Source organism: Mesorhizobium sp. M0244, assembly GCF_040321795.1.
In the GTDB taxonomy this organism is placed as follows: Bacteria; Pseudomonadota; Alphaproteobacteria; order Rhizobiales; family Rhizobiaceae; genus Mesorhizobium.
The window spans coordinates 257,436-271,377 of record NZ_JAMYSE010000001.1 but is presented as its reverse complement, the minus strand read 5'-3'; the positions used below and the strand labels follow the sequence as shown (position 1 = coordinate 271,377).

The following is a 13,942-nucleotide window of genomic DNA, read 5'->3' as shown; positions in this document are numbered from 1 at the left end:
ATCATGTCAAGCCAATATCTGGAACCTAAGATTGTTCCATTTCAATTCTTGCGCAAAATCATAAGATTCCGTACGTATTGCTGCCGCGGAGTGGTGAAACGTTTCGAAAATGACAGCGTCAGGACGAAAAAAGCAGCGCAAATCCACTGCACCGACCATGCTTCATGTGGCCGAAGCGGCCCGTGTTTCCGTGGCCACCGTATCGGCGCTGATCAACCGCACCGCGACCGTCAGCCCCGAGCTCAGCCGCCGCATCGAGCAGGCGATCCGCGACATCGGCTATAAGCGCAACGCCATCGCCCGCAGCCTGAAGATGGGCACCACCCGCACCATTGGGCTTACCGTCCCCCATATCACCAATCCGTTCTTTACCGACGTGGTTTCGGTGATCCAGCAGGCTTTCGACAGGGCCGGCTACGCCGTCATGCTGTGCTGCACCGACGAGCATCTGAACACGCAGGACGACCAGATCAGGCTGTTGCTCGACCGGATGGTCGACGGGCTGATCGTCGCGCGTGTCGGCGACGGCGCGATCCTCAAAGAGATTGTCGACGACGCCAACGTGCCGGTCGTGCTGCTCGACCGTGTTTGCCAGGGAGTCGACACCGATACCGTCGTTCTCGACAATCAGCGCGCGGTGTTCGACGCCATCACCTATCTGATCGATCTCGGCCATCGGCGCATCGGCTACATCTCCGGCTCGTTCGATATCTCGCCGATGCATGACCGCATGGCGGGATATCGGGAAGCCCTCCAGGCCGCCGGCCTGCCGGCCGAGCCCGAGCTCGTCCGCTTCGGCAATTTCCACGAAGTCGATGGCTACAACGCCACCATGCAGCTGCTTTCGCTGCACGACCGGCCGAGCGCCATCTTTTCGGCCAACAACCCGATGGTGATCGGCACGATGAAGGCCATTCGCGATATCGGCCTATCCTGTCCGGAGGATATTTCCGTCGCCTGCTTCGACGATTTTCCATGGTCGGATGTGTTCCGGCCACAATTGACCACGGTCGCACAGCCCGTGCAGGCGATCGGCGAACAGACGGCCAATCTGCTGCTCGACCGGCTCGCCGGAAACAGAGATGCGCCGCCGCGCAAGCTGACACTCAAGGGACGCCTGATGATCCGCAATTCATGCCGGCCACTTGGCGCGATCGCACAAAGCGTCAGCGTGTAGCGCTTGGGCTCCTCTGTTCAGAAACTTTCAGATGCCGGCGGCACAGCGCGCCCTCTGTCCCACCGGACCCGGCCCTTCGCTGCCGCCCGCACGAGGGTGGCCGTCATCGCATTGCGGCAAAGCGGGTCGCATATGGCCGGTGAGGAATGAGGCGTTGTGTGCGGGCTATTTGCTACTTTTAGTTAAGGCGCGGCGCCGACCGAGCGAAGCGGCCAACAATCAGTCGACCGACAAGACGGAAAGCTTGGCAATCGAGGCATACCGGATTAGGAATATAATGAGATGCGGCTGATCACCGATATAGGCGCAGGCTTGAGTCATGCGCGTGAAATCGATCCTAATCGGGCTGGGACTTGCTGGGATGGTCGCATTCTCCGGCTGCACCACCGGCGGAGCATTACAGACCTTTCCCTCGGCCTATGGCGGCCTCACCGACGCCGGTTTCCGCATTCCGCCGGTTCCGATCTACAAGGTCGACCAAAAGTTCCATCGGCAGACAGTGCCTTATGCAACTGACGAGGAGCCTGGCACCATCATTGTCGATACAGGAGCGAAGTTCCTCTACTACGTGCTGGGAGACGGTCAGGCACTGCGCTACGGCATCGGCGTCGGCAAGGCGGGCTTCGAGTGGCATGGCACTGCTCACGTTGCGAGGAAGCGCGAATGGCCGGATTGGAGCGCGCCGTCCGCCATGATTGTGCGCGAGCAGAAGCGAGGCCGCATCATACCGGCCCATATGGAGGGCGGACTCGTGAACCCGCTCGGTGCACGGGCGCTTTATCTTTTCAACGAGAAGGGTGACACTGGATATCGCCTGCACGGTAGCCCCGAATGGTGGTCCATCGGCAAAGCCGTGTCTGCGGGCTGCATTCGCCTCATGAACCAGGACATCATCGATCTCTATGACCGCTCCACAATCGGCACCAAGGTGATTGTTATTTAGACGCCGCGTTCGCGATGTCCCCGAGTCCAAGAAAGGGGAGATTGGCCCTCGTCGCGGCTTGGTCAATCACCACGTCGCAGGCGGAGGGGAGCGCGAAGGATCGCCGCAGAACGGCTCTTGGGCCGCTCCGCGAGCGTCGGCAAAAATGCCGAGCGGCAAGGAGCAAAATTTCAGGCTGCTTGCGATAGCGATTTGTGAGCCTCGGCCAGGATCTCGAACGAGCGCACCCGCGCCGCATGGTCGAAAATCTGCGCTGTGACCATCAGTTCGTCGGCGCCTGTACGGCGCACGAACGCCTCGATGCCTTGCCTGACCGTTTCGGGGGAGCCGACGACGGCGCAGGAAAGCGCCTGGCCGAGCATGGTCTTGGCCATTGCGTCGAGGTCGCGCTCATATCCTTCGACCGGCGGCGGCAATCGGCCGGGCCGGCCGGTGCGCAAATTGACGAAAGCCTGCTGCAGCGAGGTGAACAACAGCCGCGCTTCGGCATCGGAAGGGGCGGCAAAGACATTGAGGCCGAGCATTACATAAGGCTGGTCGAGCTGCTCCGACGGCTGGAAGCGCGAGCGGTAGATCTCCAGCGCATGATCGAGCTCGGCCGGCGCAAAATGCGAAGCGAAGGCGTAGGGGAGGCCGAGCATGGCAGCAAGCTGCGCGCCGTAGAGGCTGGAGCCCAGGATCCAGATCGGCACCTTTTCGCCTTCGCCGGGCACCGCGCGGATGCGTTGGCTCTCCTCGGCCGGCTGGAAATAACCCATCAGTTCCACGACATCTTGCGGGAAATTGTCGGCGCCGGCCTCGAGGTTGCGGCGCAGCGCCCGCGCCGTCGCCATGTCGGTGCCCGGCGCCCGGCCGAGGCCGAGGTCGATGCGACCGGGATGCAGAGCGTTAAGCGTGCCGAACTGCTCGGCGATGACAAGCGGCGAATGATTGGGCAGCATGATGCCGCCGGCGCCGACGCGTATCGTCTTGGTGCCGCCGGCAACGTGAGCGATGACGACCGAGGTGGCGGCGCTGGCGATGCCGGGCATATTGTGGTGCTCTGCCAGCCAATACCGCTGGTAACCCAGCCGCTCGGCATGGCGGGCAAGGTCGAGTGAGTTGGCGAGCGACTGCGAAGCGCTGCTGCCTTCGACGATCGGCGACAGGTCGAGAACGGAAAGAGCGGTCATCGGCGCGGGATTCCTGTGGACCGGACGGATGTAGGAAGCCATTGCCGAAGCGGCAAATTCAAAATGTTGATGGCGCCCAACGGACGCGCAACCGATGCAAGGTCGTTGATCTGCACACCAATCAGTGGACGCTTTTGGCCTCTTAAGCCGCTACTTTTTTGCCTCGGAAATCTCCTCATCCTCGATCACCGCCGTATGCTGCGCCGCCAGGAAATTGCCGACATGGCTGAGGCCGTCGAAATGATCGCAGAACACCTTGATGACGACCAGCAGCGGCACCGCCAGCAGCGCGCCGACGAAACCCCACAGCCAGGACCAGAAGGCGATGGCGATGAGGATCGCCACGGCATTGATCTCGAGGCGGCGGCCGACCACCGTCGGCGTCACGAACTGGCCTTCGATGATGTCGCATAGAATGACGAAGGCCGGCGCCAGCAGCGCGTAGGAGATCGTCTCGAAGCTGATCAGCGCGATGACGGTGACCAGCGTGATGGTGATCAACGCTCCGATATAGGGCAGGAAATTGAGCAGAGCCGCTGCCGCGCCCCAGACCTGCGCGTTGGGCACGCCGAGTGCCCACAGGCCGAGCCCGATGACCACGCCCAGACATGTATTGATGACCGTGACAGTAAGCAGATAGTGCGAGATTTCACGTTCGACGTCATAGACGACACGCAGTGCCCGCTTCTTTTCGCTGAGACTGGGGAAGGACTGTACGATCTTTTCATAGAACATCGTGCCGGAGGCGAGCAGGAACAGCGACAGCACGAAGACGATGGTGACGCTGGTGCCGGCCGACAGTACATTGCCGGCGGCCTGCGAGAGAATACCGGATGGCGCCATCGCCACCCTCTGAACGCCCGGCTCTTGGGATGTCTGCGTCAGTCCCTCTATCTGACGTGAAATCTCCACGATCCATTCGAACGGACGGCGCAGTTGTGCCAGACGTTCGGTAAGCTGCTGGCCGATCGACGAGGTGTTGTTGATGACGTCGATAACCGGGCCACTGAGCAGATATCCCGCGACGGCTACGAGGCAGAACGAAAGCAGCACCAGCAATGTCGCCGACATGACATCGGGCATGCCATGCTTGCGCAGGAAGCGAACGATCGGCGTCAGCGTCAGCGCCAGCAGGAAAGCCAGAATGACCGGCATGAAGAAGGCACGGGCGAAGTAGAGTGCGAAGATCGCCATAAGGATGAAGATGCCGACGAGCAGCGAACGCATCAGACGCGTATCCGTCCGCGCCTCGACGCGCGGATCCGGGCTTTCGGTAGCGCTTGCGCCCGAAGCGGCGGGTTCGGCTTTCATTCTGACCCTCGGCGGCACACCGCGATTGGTATTGGTGTTGACCGTTGGCGAAAACGCCTTCGTGGCTTCAAAGTTCCGTTAGCCGGCGTCACCGGCAAGGCCGTGCGGCCTTGCCAATGAATCAGGTGACTGGGAATCAGGCGACCGGCGCCGCCACGGCAGGAACGGCCTTCGCCGTTTCCTTGCGCACGATCGGCGCCACCTTGGTGCCGTAGAGCTCGATAGCCTTCATGATCTTGGCGTGCGGCATGATGCCGATCGCCATCTGCAGCAGGAAGCGGTCGTTACCGAAAAGCCTGTGCTGGGCGATGATCTTTTCGGCCACCTGTTCGGGATTGCCGACGAACAGCGCGCCGTTCGGGCCGCGCGATTGGTCGAAATGCGCCCGCGATGTCGGCCCCCAGCCACGCTCGCGGCCGATGCGGTTCATTACCTCGGCCTGTGGACCGTAGAAATCGTTGGCTGCCTGATCGGTGGTCTCGGCGATGAAGCCGTGCACGTTGAGGCTGGTGGCAAGGCTCGCCGGATCGCTGCCGGCCCGCCTGGCTGCATCCCTATAGGTGTCGAACAGCGGTGCGAACCGCGCCGGCTCGCCGCCGATGATCGCCAGCGCCAGCGGCAGCCCGAGCACGCCCGCCCGCGCCGCCGATTGCGGCGTGCCGCCGATCGCGATCCAGATCGGCAATTGGTCCTGTAAGGGCCGGGGATATACGCCGCGATCGTTGATCGGCGCGCGCAGACTGCCCGACCAGGTCACCTTGACGCTGTCGCGGATGGCGAGCAGCAGGTCGAGCTTCTCGGCAAAGAGCTCGTCATAATCTTCGAGATTGTAGCCGAACAGCGGAAAGGATTCGATGAATGAGCCACGCCCGGCCATGATCTCGGCCCGGCCGCCGGACAGAAGGTCGAGGGTCGCAAACTGCTGGAAGACACGGACCGGATCGTCGGAGGACAGCACGGTGACCGCGCTGGTCAGCCTTATGCGCTCGGTTCGTTCGGCAGCCGCCGCCAACGCCACCACCGGAGCGGAGGCAGCGTAGTCGGGACGGTGGTGCTCGCCGAGACCAAAGACGTCCAGCCCGACCTGATCGGCGAGCTCGATCTCCTCAATCAGGTTGCGCAGCCGCTCATGCGCACCAATCGCACCGGGACCCGGCTCCGGGCTGACGTCGGCGAAGGTGTAGAGACCGAGTTCCATAGTATGTCATCCCAGCGTTTTGTCTTCGCGCTACAGGTAGCGGTCAGTCCGTCGCACCGCCAGAGGCCTGGATGGTGAACAGTGCAGGTGGCTTTCAGCCGAATTCAATCGAAAAGGCGTCTCCCGGCTGCAACAGATCAGAATTTCATGGCTGGCATACCGTTTTGGCGCTTGAACTCTCGGTTTTCACGCGTATGTAAGCCTCGCAAATTGACTCCAGGGAAGTGGACTTGGCTATCTACAGGGAAAAAGACGTTTTCGAGCGGCGCAATGCCGCAAATGAGGCAAAGAAGGCGCTTCTGGAGCGCTTCAAGTCAAAGCCGGCGGCAGATGATCCTGCGGTGCTGGCACGACAGGCCGAGCGCAAGGCGATCCTCGAGGCCCGCGCTATACGCGAGGCCGAAAAGGCGAGGCTGAAGCAGGAAAAACTGGCGCGCGAAGCGGCCGAAAAGGCCGAGCGCGAGGCAGCTGCCGAAGCAGCACGCATCGCCGCGGAAGAAGCCGCACAGGCCGAAGCGAAGATCCGGGAAGCTGAAGAGAACGAGCGCATCGCCCGTTTTCTTGCCGACGAGGCCGAACGCAAGGCCAAGCGTGACGCACGCTATGCGGCGCGCAAGCAGCGCACCGGCAGGACGCCGCCTGGCTTCTCCGCGCGATAGCGCCTTCCGGCGCTGATCAGCTGAAAGCAAGAATCAGGGCCGCCTTGCAGCGGCCCCGAACGCGTTGGTCTGTCGGAATCGACTAAGCCGCGAGCTTCAGTCCCATAATGCCGCAGACGATAAGCGCGATGCAGGCCAGCCTGATCGCGGTCGCCGGCTCGCCGAGCAGCCATATCCCGAGCAGTGCCGTGCCGACGGTGCCGATGCCGGTCCACACCGCATAGGCGGTGCCGACCGGCAGTGCCTTCAGCGCCAGGCCGAGCAAGGTCAGGCTGACGATCATCGAGGCTACCGTCAGGACGGTCGGCAGCGGCTTCGAGAATCCGTCGGTGTATTTGAGGCCGATCGCCCAGCCGATTTCGAACAGGCCGGCGAAGAACAGGAAAATCCACGACATCGGATCGCTCCGTTTCGATGGCTCCCGGCCGATTTCTTGAGAAGCGCAAAAACTATCTTCGCTGCATCCATATGGGATGCTCGTGCGCTTAATGAACAATAACACCGGCCGCATTTTCGGCCGGTGGAAATAAGCCAAAACGATAGCGCGGCCCTACTTGTCCTTGAGCTTCATCGCCTTCACCGGCGGTGCCTTCAGGGCCGGCGCCGGAGCGGGTTTCTTCGCGTCCTTCTTCGGTTTGCGGGCTTCCTTGCCTGCCTTCATCGCACCTTTAGCCATGATTCGTTCCTCCGGTTGACGTCTGGCGAAGTGAAACAAGAGAAACGTTCGACTGCAAGAGGCCGTTGCCATGCGAGCGCCTTGGCCGATGGCTGTCAACCGGTTTCTAATTCCCTCGCAAACCGCGGCGGTCCGTGCGATGGTCTTCTTCGCACTGCAGCATCAGCCCTGCGTTTCGCCGGCTGATGATCGGGCAGGCCGGTCAGGACGACAATGCGGATCCACATCGGTTGCCAGATGAGCTTCGACTTCCCGCAGGAAACACCGCTGATCGCGATGCTAAACGTCCATTATTCGCGCGCATCCGATCTCGAGCGGCCGGACTTCCTGACGTCGAACCCGCCGGTGCCGATCGAAAGCTACCGCGACAGTTTCGGCAATTGGTGCAACCGTCTTGTTGCGCCGGCCGGGCGCTTTGCGTTCGGCACGGACGCGGTGATCCGCGACCCCGGTTCCTTCGAGACGCGCGACCTGACGGCCTGGCAGCACGAGGTGCGCGATCTGCCGTCGGAGACGCTGCTGTTCTTGCTGCCCAGCCGCTACTGCGAAAGCGATGTGCTGGCGAGCGAAGCGTGGCGGCTGTTCGGCAACACCCCGCTCGGTATTCCGCGCGTCCAGGCGGTCTGCGACTTCGTCCATAACCATATCGTCTTCAACTATTTCAATGCACGGCCGACACGCACCGCCGCCGAAGCCTATCGCGAGCAGAGTGGTGTGTGCCGCGACTTTGCCCACCTCGCCGTCGCCTTCTGCCGCGCCCTGAACATTCCGACCCGCTACTGCACCGGGTATATCAGCGATATCGGCCTGCCAAAGCCGTGGTCGGAGATGGATTTCGCCGCCTGGATGGAGGTTTATCTCGGCGGCCGCTGGCACGCGTTCGACCCGCGCAATAACGCGCCGCGCATCGGCCGCATCCTGATTGCCTCCGGACGCGATGCCGCCGATGTGCCGCTCACCCACATTTTTGGACCGGGCGCGCTGGCTGACTTCAAGGTCTGGACGGAGGAGGTCGTGGAATAGCCCCTCGCGCTGCCCTTTTGAACAACTCGACGCTTCGGGCGTTGTGACAGCTGTGGAGCTTGGGCGGATGCTCCGCTAATCTCGGTGCATCAACCAAGGCAGCACACCATGGCGGCGCATGGCGGGTCGAAAAAAGTGATCTACGCGGCGCTCGCCGGCAATCTCGCGATCGCACTGACCAAATTCGCCGCTGCCTTGTTCACCGGCAGCTCGGCGATGCTCTCGGAAGGCGTCCACTCGCTCGTCGATACCGGCAATGGCAGCCTGCTGCTTTACGGCATGCACCGTGCCGCCCGCCCGGCCGATCGCACGCATCCGCTCGGCCATGGCCGCGAGCTGTATTTCTGGAGCTTCATCGTCGCGCTCCTCGTCTTTGCGCTGGGCGCCGGTATATCGTTCTACGAAGGCGTGATGCACATCATGGCGCCAGAGCCGATCGCCAGCGCCAAGGTGAACTATTTTGTACTTGGCCTTTCCTTTCTGTTCGAAGGAAGCACCTGGCTGGTGGCGCTGAAGGAATTCCGCCGGCAAAAGGGCAGCCACGGCTGGCTCGAGGCGGTGCAGCTCAGCAAGGATCCGAGTGTCTACACCGTGCTTTTCGAGGACAGTGCGGCACTTCTCGGGCTTGTTGTTGCCTTCGCCGGCATATCGGCGGCGGAGCTGCTGGAGATGCCGGAGCTCGACGGCGCCGCGTCGATCGGCATCGCGCTGATCCTGGGCGCGACCGCGATCTTCCTGGCGCGCGAAAGCAAGAGCCTGCTGCTGGGCGAGCCGGCCTCGCCCGAGGTGCAGACAAAGGTGCTGGCCATCGTCCAGCTGGATCCGGCGGTGCAGCGGGCCAACGGCGTGCTGACGCTGCATATGGGTCCGCAGGAGATCGTCGCCGCCCTGAGCGTCGAATTCGAGGACCATCTATCGGCGCCCGAAATCGAAAACTGCGTCGAGCGCATGGAGGCGCGGCTGCAAACGGAAATGCCGGAGGTCACGCGGCTGTTCGTCAAGCCGCAGACCAGCGGCACCTGGGAACAGCGGAGCAAGGCCATGGCGGCGGCGTCCGGAGAAGAACCGGGCTGACGAAACGGATGCGCCACCGGACGCTCCCAGCTATAATCAGCAGGAACAGCTCGGGAGGAACGAAGATGAAAATCGACGGCGGGTGCCATTGCGGCGCCATCACTTACGAGGCCGAGGTCGATCCGGAAAAGACCAGCATTTGCCACTGCATCGATTGTCAGCAATTAACCGGAACGGCCTTTCGCGTGACCGTGCCGGCGTCCGAGGACAATTACAGGATCATCAAGGGCACGCCGAAGATCTACATCAAGACCGCTTCGAGCGGCGCCAAGCGTGCCCAGGCTTTTTGCGGCGAGTGCGGTTCGCACCTCTACGCCACCTCGGTGGGTGACGGACCGAAGGTTTACGGCATCAGGGTCGGCACAGCGCGGCAACGTGATCAACTGGTGCCGAGAAAGCAGATCTGGCACCGCTCGGCACTGCATTGGCTGCCGGAATTCGAAGGCACGACCGTCATCGAGGAGCAGTAGCGCCGGAGCCGGGCCAGGCTCTCGTCTCCGGGTTCCAGCATAGCTCTCAATCGTCGCCTTCGACGACCCTCAGTCTCAATTGCCCGGTTTTCGAATCGGCGACACGCGGGCTGCTTTCCGCTTTTGCTCCGCCGCCATTCGAACCAGCGGTGTCCTCCGCCGGTTGCGCGCCAAACTCCAGTGCCTCGATCTTTTGCCCGCGCCTGGTCACCTTGGATGTCGAGACGAGGATGTCATCGATGTCCTTGGCCGATTGGCCGAAATGCGTCTGCAATTTGCGCACCCGCTCATCGAGCCGTGAGACGTCTTCCATCAGCCGGATGACTTCGCCCTGGATCAGGTGCGCCTGCTCGCGCATGCGAGCATCCTTGAGGATTGCCTGGATGACCTGGATCGACAGCATCAAAAGCGACGGCGAGACGATGACGATGCGGGCGCGGTGCGCCTTGTGGACAACCGCTTCGAAGTTCTCATGGATCTCGGCGAATACCGATTCCGAGGGTACAAACATGAAGGCGGTGTCCTGCGTCTCACCTTGGATCAGGTATTTTTCGGAAATATCACGGACATGTACCTCGATGTCGCGGCGGAAAGCCTGTGCGGCGGACTTCTGCAGGTCGGCGCCTTCGGCGGCACGGATGGCATTCCAGGCTTCGAGCGGAAACTTTGCGTCGATGGCAAGTGCGGGCGCGCCATTCGGCATTTTCACCAGGCAGTCGGGCCGGCTGCCATTCGACAAGGTCGCTTGGAATTCATAGGCACCGTGCGGCAGGCCGTCGGCGACGATCGCCTCCATGCGCGACTGGCCGAAGGCGCCGCGCGTTTGCTTGTTGGAGAGGATCGCCTGAAGTTGCACGACCTGGCTAGCGAGCGACTGGATGTTGCCTTGCGCGGTATCGATGACCGCGAGCCGCTCCTGCAGCTTGGCAAGGCTCTCATGCGTCGATCTCGTCTGCTCGGTCATGGTCTGGCCAAGACGGCCGGTCATGGCGTCGAGGCGCTGGCCGATCGACTGCGTGAGTTCCGCCTGCCGCGCCCCGAACACTTCGGCGATGGCACCCATGCGGCCCTGCATTTCCGCCTGGCTTGCCAAGATGCCGGCCATCCGCGCCTCGGCGTCGCGGGCGTGGTCGGCGGATTCCGCGGCCGCCACCGCACGCGCCTTGGCCGATCGCCACAGCGCGACGACAAGCGCCACGAACAGCCCGAGGAACAGCATTGCGCCGAACGCCAGGGCATGGCCGAGCGTGATCGTGGTGGCGCCGAGCCGGGCGACAGGTTCGGACAGGATGGCGGCCAGTTCGTTCATGCCGACAGCATAGATGATTCGGGACGCCGGCACAGATCAAAACGTGAACGGCCCGGAGGCGCCCCGGTTGACGCTTTTCGTGCGACGTCTTAGGTGAGACGCCATGTCGATCAAGCCGCTTATCATCCTTCCCGATCCCGTCCTGCGTCAGGTTTCGAAACCGGTCGAGCGTGTCGACGGCGATCTGCGCAAACTGGCCGGCGACATGCTGGACACCATGTATGACGCGCCCGGTATCGGACTGGCGGCGATCCAGGTCGGCGAACCTTTGCGCGTGCTGGTGATCGACCTGGCCAAGGAGGACGAGACGCCGGCGCCGCACGTCTTCATCAATCCAGAAATCCTCGAAAGCTCCGACCAGCGTTCGGTCTACGAGGAAGGCTGCCTGTCGATCCCGGACTACTATGCCGAGGTCGAGCGCCCCGCGGCGGTGCGGGTGAAATATCTCGATCGCGACGGCAAGCTGCAGGAGATCGAGGCCGAGGGGCTGATGGCGACTTGCCTGCAGCATGAGATCGACCATCTCAATGGCGTGCTGTTCATCGATTATATCTCCAAGCTGAAGCGCGACATGGTGGTCAAGAAGTTCAAGAAGCTCGCCAAGGATAAGATGCCGGGCAAGATGGTGGGGTAGCTCACTCGATAATCCGCCAAACGTTACAGCCAGACTTTAATTCTCCTTGAGCAACTCTCTTCGCGATGATATCATTGATATCAAATGGAGGCGGCGATGGGCGATATGCTGATCAGAAATATTCCCGAACCGTTGAAGCATGAAATCGAACAGGCGGCGCAGAGGGGCGGCCAGAGCTTGTCACGCAAGGCGATCGACCTTTTGCGGAAAGGTATGATCGCCGAAAAAGAGAGCAGGCCGGAGCCGGGCGTTTCCGCGTGGGACGCCATCCGCGGAGCATTCGCTGCCGAAAACGCAATTGGCGACGAATTCGCAGAAATAATGGACGAAATCGAAGCGGAACGGAAACGCGACTTCGGTCGCCCGGTCGAGGATTTCGAGTGATTGTCCTCGATACCAACATTGTCTCGGAAGCCAGCAAACCCGCGCCCGATTCGAATGTCTCCGCATGGTTTCGCAAACAGAATTTTCTTGAGCTCTACATGTGTGGCCCCGTCATCATGGAGCAGTCTTTGGGCGCGGAAAAATTTTTGAACAGGACAGGATCGGACCGTTATGTTCGCGTGCTCGACCACCTGATTTCGCAGCAGTTTGCCGGCCGCGTCGTGGATTTTTCCGGCTCGGTCCCTCGCCTGGCCGGAAAGCTTCGCGCCGCACGGGAGCAACATGGCCGCCCGATCAGCCTCCCTGACGCGATGATCGCCGCAATCTGCCTGGCGCATGACGCCACGCTTGCGACCCGCAACGTCCGCGACTTCGACGGGCTTGACCTGAAGCTCGTAAACCCGTTTGAAGCGGGTGCCTGAGCCGATTTAGCGGCCCGATCAAGACGGATCCCGGAACAAAATGCCCCTGCGCGTCATCTTCATGGGTACGCCTGAATTCTCGGTGCCGACGCTGCGGGCGATTGCCGAGGCCGGGCATGAATTGGCAGCCGTCTACACGCAGCCGCCGCGCGCCGCGGGCAGGCGCGGGCTTGAGCTGACGCCGTCGCCGGTGCAGCGCGAGGCCGAGCGGCTGGGCGTCGACGTGCGGTCGCCGGTGTCGCTGAAAGGCGAGGCGGAGCAGGACGCGTTCCGCGCTTTGCGCGCCGACGTCGCCGTGGTGGTCGCCTACGGGCTGCTTCTACCCAAACCCATTCTCGAGGCGCCGCGGCTCGGTTGCCTCAACGGCCACGCATCGCTGTTGCCGCGTTGGCGCGGCGCTGCCCCCATCCAGCGCGCCATCATGGCCGGCGACGCCGAGACGGGCATGATGGTGATGCGCATGGACGAAGGCCTCGACACCGGCCCTGTGGCAATGGTTGAAAAATGTGCCATTGGACCCGACATGACGTCCGGCGATCTGCAACACCGGCTGATGGTCGCGGGTGCTGCGCTGATCGTGGAAGCACTCGAACGGCTGGAACGGAATACGTTGACATTTACCACACAGGCAGAGGTGGGGGTGACCTACGCCAAGAAAATCGATAAATCGGAGACTCGCATAGATTGGCTGCGGCCTGCCGGCGACGTGCACAACCAGATTCGCGGCCTGTCGCCCTTTCCCGGTACATGGTGCGAGGCCGAAATCGGCAGCCGCATGGAACGGCTGAAACTGCTTCGCTCGACGCTCTCGCAAGGCGCCGGCGAACCGGGAGGAATTCTCGACGATCGGCTGACGGTTGCCTGCGGGTCAGGCGCGATCAGGCTGGTCGAAGTTCAACGTGCGGGCGGAAAGCCCATTGCCGCGCAGGAGTTTCTGCGCGGGGCCAAGCTCGAAAAAGGAATGAAATTGTCATGAGCATGATGTCCATACGCGCGGCGACGCCGCGGGACCGCGAGGCGATCCGCCTTGTCGAAGAACACGCATTCGGCCAGCAGGCGGAGGCCGGACTGGTCGACGCGCTGGTCACCGGTGGTGATGCCGTCGTCGAACTGGTGGCGGACGAAGACGGGCAAGTGGTCGGCCATATCCTCTTTTCACGGCTCTTCGTGCAGAATGGCGGCAAGAGCTTCCCGGCGGTGGCGCTGGCGCCTCTGGCGGTCGAGCCGTCGTTCCACGGCACGGGCATCGGCGGTGCGCTGGTCCGCGAGGCGCATATCCGCCTGAGGGCTGCCGGCGAGACGCTCGCCGTGGTGCTCGGCGATCCGGCCTATTATGGCCGTTTCGGCTACGGCCGTGCCCGTGCCGCCAAATTCGACAGCGACTATCAGGGCGAAGCCCTGCAGGCGCTTGCCTGGGGCGAGGCGCCGGAGACCGGCAGGCTGGTCTACGCCTCGGCCTTCGGCTCAGCCCTCGCCGCCTGATTTCGTCT

Annotated in this window: 17 protein-coding genes; 11 read left to right on the top strand and 6 right to left on the bottom strand. The window is 62.4% G+C overall.

What is annotated here, in order from left to right:
* Positions 1-157: 157 nt before the first annotated feature.
* Positions 158-1,177, top strand: coding sequence for a LacI family DNA-binding transcriptional regulator (locus NKJ08_RS01330; protein ID WP_352525876.1), 1,020 nt, complete (start codon positions 158-160; stop codon positions 1,175-1,177).
* A 319-nt stretch (positions 1,178-1,496) separates the two neighbouring features.
* Complete coding sequence (locus NKJ08_RS01325) at positions 1,497-2,120, top strand: L,D-transpeptidase (RefSeq protein WP_352525877.1); 624 nt, start codon at positions 1,497-1,499, stop codon at positions 2,118-2,120.
* Between the two features lie 170 nt (positions 2,121-2,290).
* On the opposite strand, the gene NKJ08_RS01320 is transcribed toward NKJ08_RS01325, so the two are convergent.
* From NKJ08_RS01320 to NKJ08_RS01310, 3 genes are all read right to left on the bottom strand, one after another.
* A complete protein-coding gene (locus NKJ08_RS01320) occupies positions 2,291-3,292 on the bottom strand; it encodes an LLM class flavin-dependent oxidoreductase (protein ID WP_352525878.1) in 1,002 nt (333 codons plus the stop codon).
* 150 nt (positions 3,293-3,442) lie between these two features.
* A complete protein-coding gene (locus tag NKJ08_RS01315) occupies positions 3,443-4,603 on the bottom strand; it encodes an AI-2E family transporter (RefSeq protein WP_352780976.1) in 1,161 nt (386 codons plus the stop codon).
* Positions 4,604-4,739: 136 nt separating this feature from the next.
* Positions 4,740-5,801, bottom strand: a complete 1,062-nt coding sequence (locus NKJ08_RS01310; RefSeq protein ID WP_352525881.1) for an LLM class flavin-dependent oxidoreductase — start codon at positions 5,799-5,801, stop codon at positions 4,740-4,742.
* A 230-nt stretch (positions 5,802-6,031) separates the two neighbouring features.
* Here NKJ08_RS01310 and NKJ08_RS01305 point away from each other — a divergent pair, with 230 nt between their 5' ends.
* Positions 6,032-6,460: a DUF6481 family protein gene (locus NKJ08_RS01305; RefSeq protein ID WP_352525883.1), complete on the top strand. Its 429-nt coding sequence runs from the start codon at positions 6,032-6,034 to the stop codon at positions 6,458-6,460.
* Positions 6,461-6,542: 82 nt separating this feature from the next.
* Here NKJ08_RS01305 and sugE read toward each other — a convergent pair whose 3' ends face one another.
* Both sugE and NKJ08_RS01295 read right to left on the bottom strand, forming a co-directional pair.
* Entirely contained in the window at positions 6,543-6,857 is a 315-nt protein-coding gene (gene sugE, locus NKJ08_RS01300; protein ID WP_352484330.1) for a quaternary ammonium compound efflux SMR transporter SugE, read from the bottom strand.
* Positions 6,858-7,010: 153 nt separating this feature from the next.
* Entirely contained in the window at positions 7,011-7,136 is a 126-nt protein-coding gene (locus NKJ08_RS01295) for a hypothetical protein (RefSeq protein WP_013528464.1), read from the bottom strand.
* A gap of 213 nt (positions 7,137-7,349) precedes the next feature.
* Between NKJ08_RS01295 and NKJ08_RS01290 the strand changes: the two genes are divergently transcribed.
* From NKJ08_RS01290 to NKJ08_RS01280, 3 genes are all read left to right on the top strand, one after another.
* Positions 7,350-8,159 carry a transglutaminase-like domain-containing protein gene (locus NKJ08_RS01290; protein ID WP_352525885.1) on the top strand — a complete coding sequence of 270 codons (810 nt, stop codon included), beginning with the start codon at positions 7,350-7,352 and terminating at the stop codon, positions 8,157-8,159.
* A 108-nt stretch (positions 8,160-8,267) separates the two neighbouring features.
* Complete coding sequence (locus NKJ08_RS01285) at positions 8,268-9,233, top strand: cation diffusion facilitator family transporter (RefSeq protein WP_352780972.1); 966 nt, start codon at positions 8,268-8,270, stop codon at positions 9,231-9,233.
* A 65-nt stretch (positions 9,234-9,298) separates the two neighbouring features.
* Complete coding sequence (locus tag NKJ08_RS01280) at positions 9,299-9,703, top strand: GFA family protein (RefSeq protein ID WP_352525888.1); 405 nt, start codon at positions 9,299-9,301, stop codon at positions 9,701-9,703.
* Positions 9,704-9,749: 46 nt separating this feature from the next.
* Here the strand turns inward: NKJ08_RS01280 and NKJ08_RS01275 are convergent, their stop codons facing one another.
* Positions 9,750-11,012, bottom strand: coding sequence for a DNA recombination protein RmuC (locus NKJ08_RS01275; protein ID WP_352525889.1), 1,263 nt, complete (start codon positions 11,010-11,012; stop codon positions 9,750-9,752).
* 103 nt (positions 11,013-11,115) lie between these two features.
* On the opposite strand from NKJ08_RS01275, the gene def reads away from it, so the two are divergent.
* The 5 genes from def (at position 11,116) to NKJ08_RS01250 (ending at position 13,934) form a co-directional block, all read left to right on the top strand.
* A complete protein-coding gene (gene def / locus NKJ08_RS01270; RefSeq protein WP_352525891.1) occupies positions 11,116-11,646 on the top strand; it encodes a peptide deformylase in 531 nt (176 codons plus the stop codon).
* A gap of 96 nt (positions 11,647-11,742) precedes the next feature.
* Positions 11,743-12,030: a plasmid stabilization protein gene (locus NKJ08_RS01265; RefSeq protein WP_352780968.1), complete on the top strand. Its 288-nt coding sequence runs from the start codon at positions 11,743-11,745 to the stop codon at positions 12,028-12,030.
* Positions 12,027-12,452: a type II toxin-antitoxin system VapC family toxin gene (locus tag NKJ08_RS01260; RefSeq protein WP_352525893.1), complete on the top strand. Its 426-nt coding sequence runs from the start codon at positions 12,027-12,029 to the stop codon at positions 12,450-12,452. The genes NKJ08_RS01265 and NKJ08_RS01260 overlap by 4 nt, the downstream gene beginning before the upstream one ends.
* A gap of 46 nt (positions 12,453-12,498) precedes the next feature.
* Positions 12,499-13,428 carry a methionyl-tRNA formyltransferase gene (fmt, locus tag NKJ08_RS01255; RefSeq protein WP_352525972.1) on the top strand — a complete coding sequence of 310 codons (930 nt, stop codon included), beginning with the start codon at positions 12,499-12,501 and terminating at the stop codon, positions 13,426-13,428.
* Positions 13,425-13,934, top strand: coding sequence for a GNAT family N-acetyltransferase (locus NKJ08_RS01250; RefSeq protein ID WP_352525894.1), 510 nt, complete (start codon positions 13,425-13,427; stop codon positions 13,932-13,934). Before fmt ends, NKJ08_RS01250 begins: the two co-directional genes overlap by 4 nt.
* Positions 13,935-13,942 lie beyond the last annotated feature (8 nt).

Coding starts and splice junctions, on each gene's coding strand:
- NKJ08_RS01295 (WP_013528464.1), bottom strand. CDS start 7,136: ATGGCTAAAGGTGCGATGAAGGCAGGCAAGGAAGCCCGCAAACCGAAG.
- NKJ08_RS01325 (WP_352525877.1), top strand. CDS start 1,497: ATGCGCGTGAAATCGATCCTAATCGGGCTGGGACTTGCTGGGATGGTC.
- NKJ08_RS01310 (WP_352525881.1), bottom strand. CDS start 5,801: ATGGAACTCGGTCTCTACACCTTCGCCGACGTCAGCCCGGAGCCGGGT.
- NKJ08_RS01290 (WP_352525885.1), top strand. CDS start 7,350: ATGCGGATCCACATCGGTTGCCAGATGAGCTTCGACTTCCCGCAGGAA.
- def (WP_352525891.1), top strand. CDS start 11,116: ATGTCGATCAAGCCGCTTATCATCCTTCCCGATCCCGTCCTGCGTCAG.
- NKJ08_RS01265 (WP_352780968.1), top strand. CDS start 11,743: ATGGGCGATATGCTGATCAGAAATATTCCCGAACCGTTGAAGCATGAA.
- NKJ08_RS01320 (WP_352525878.1), bottom strand. CDS start 3,292: ATGACCGCTCTTTCCGTTCTCGACCTGTCGCCGATCGTCGAAGGCAGC.
- NKJ08_RS01285 (WP_352780972.1), top strand. CDS start 8,268: ATGGCGGCGCATGGCGGGTCGAAAAAAGTGATCTACGCGGCGCTCGCC.
- NKJ08_RS01250 (WP_352525894.1), top strand. CDS start 13,425: ATGAGCATGATGTCCATACGCGCGGCGACGCCGCGGGACCGCGAGGCG.
- sugE (WP_352484330.1), bottom strand. CDS start 6,857: ATGTCGTGGATTTTCCTGTTCTTCGCCGGCCTGTTCGAAATCGGCTGG.
- NKJ08_RS01280 (WP_352525888.1), top strand. CDS start 9,299: ATGAAAATCGACGGCGGGTGCCATTGCGGCGCCATCACTTACGAGGCC.
- NKJ08_RS01315 (WP_352780976.1), bottom strand. CDS start 4,603: ATGAAAGCCGAACCCGCCGCTTCGGGCGCAAGCGCTACCGAAAGCCCG.
- NKJ08_RS01330 (WP_352525876.1), top strand. CDS start 158: ATGCTTCATGTGGCCGAAGCGGCCCGTGTTTCCGTGGCCACCGTATCG.
- NKJ08_RS01275 (WP_352525889.1), bottom strand. CDS start 11,012: ATGAACGAACTGGCCGCCATCCTGTCCGAACCTGTCGCCCGGCTCGGC.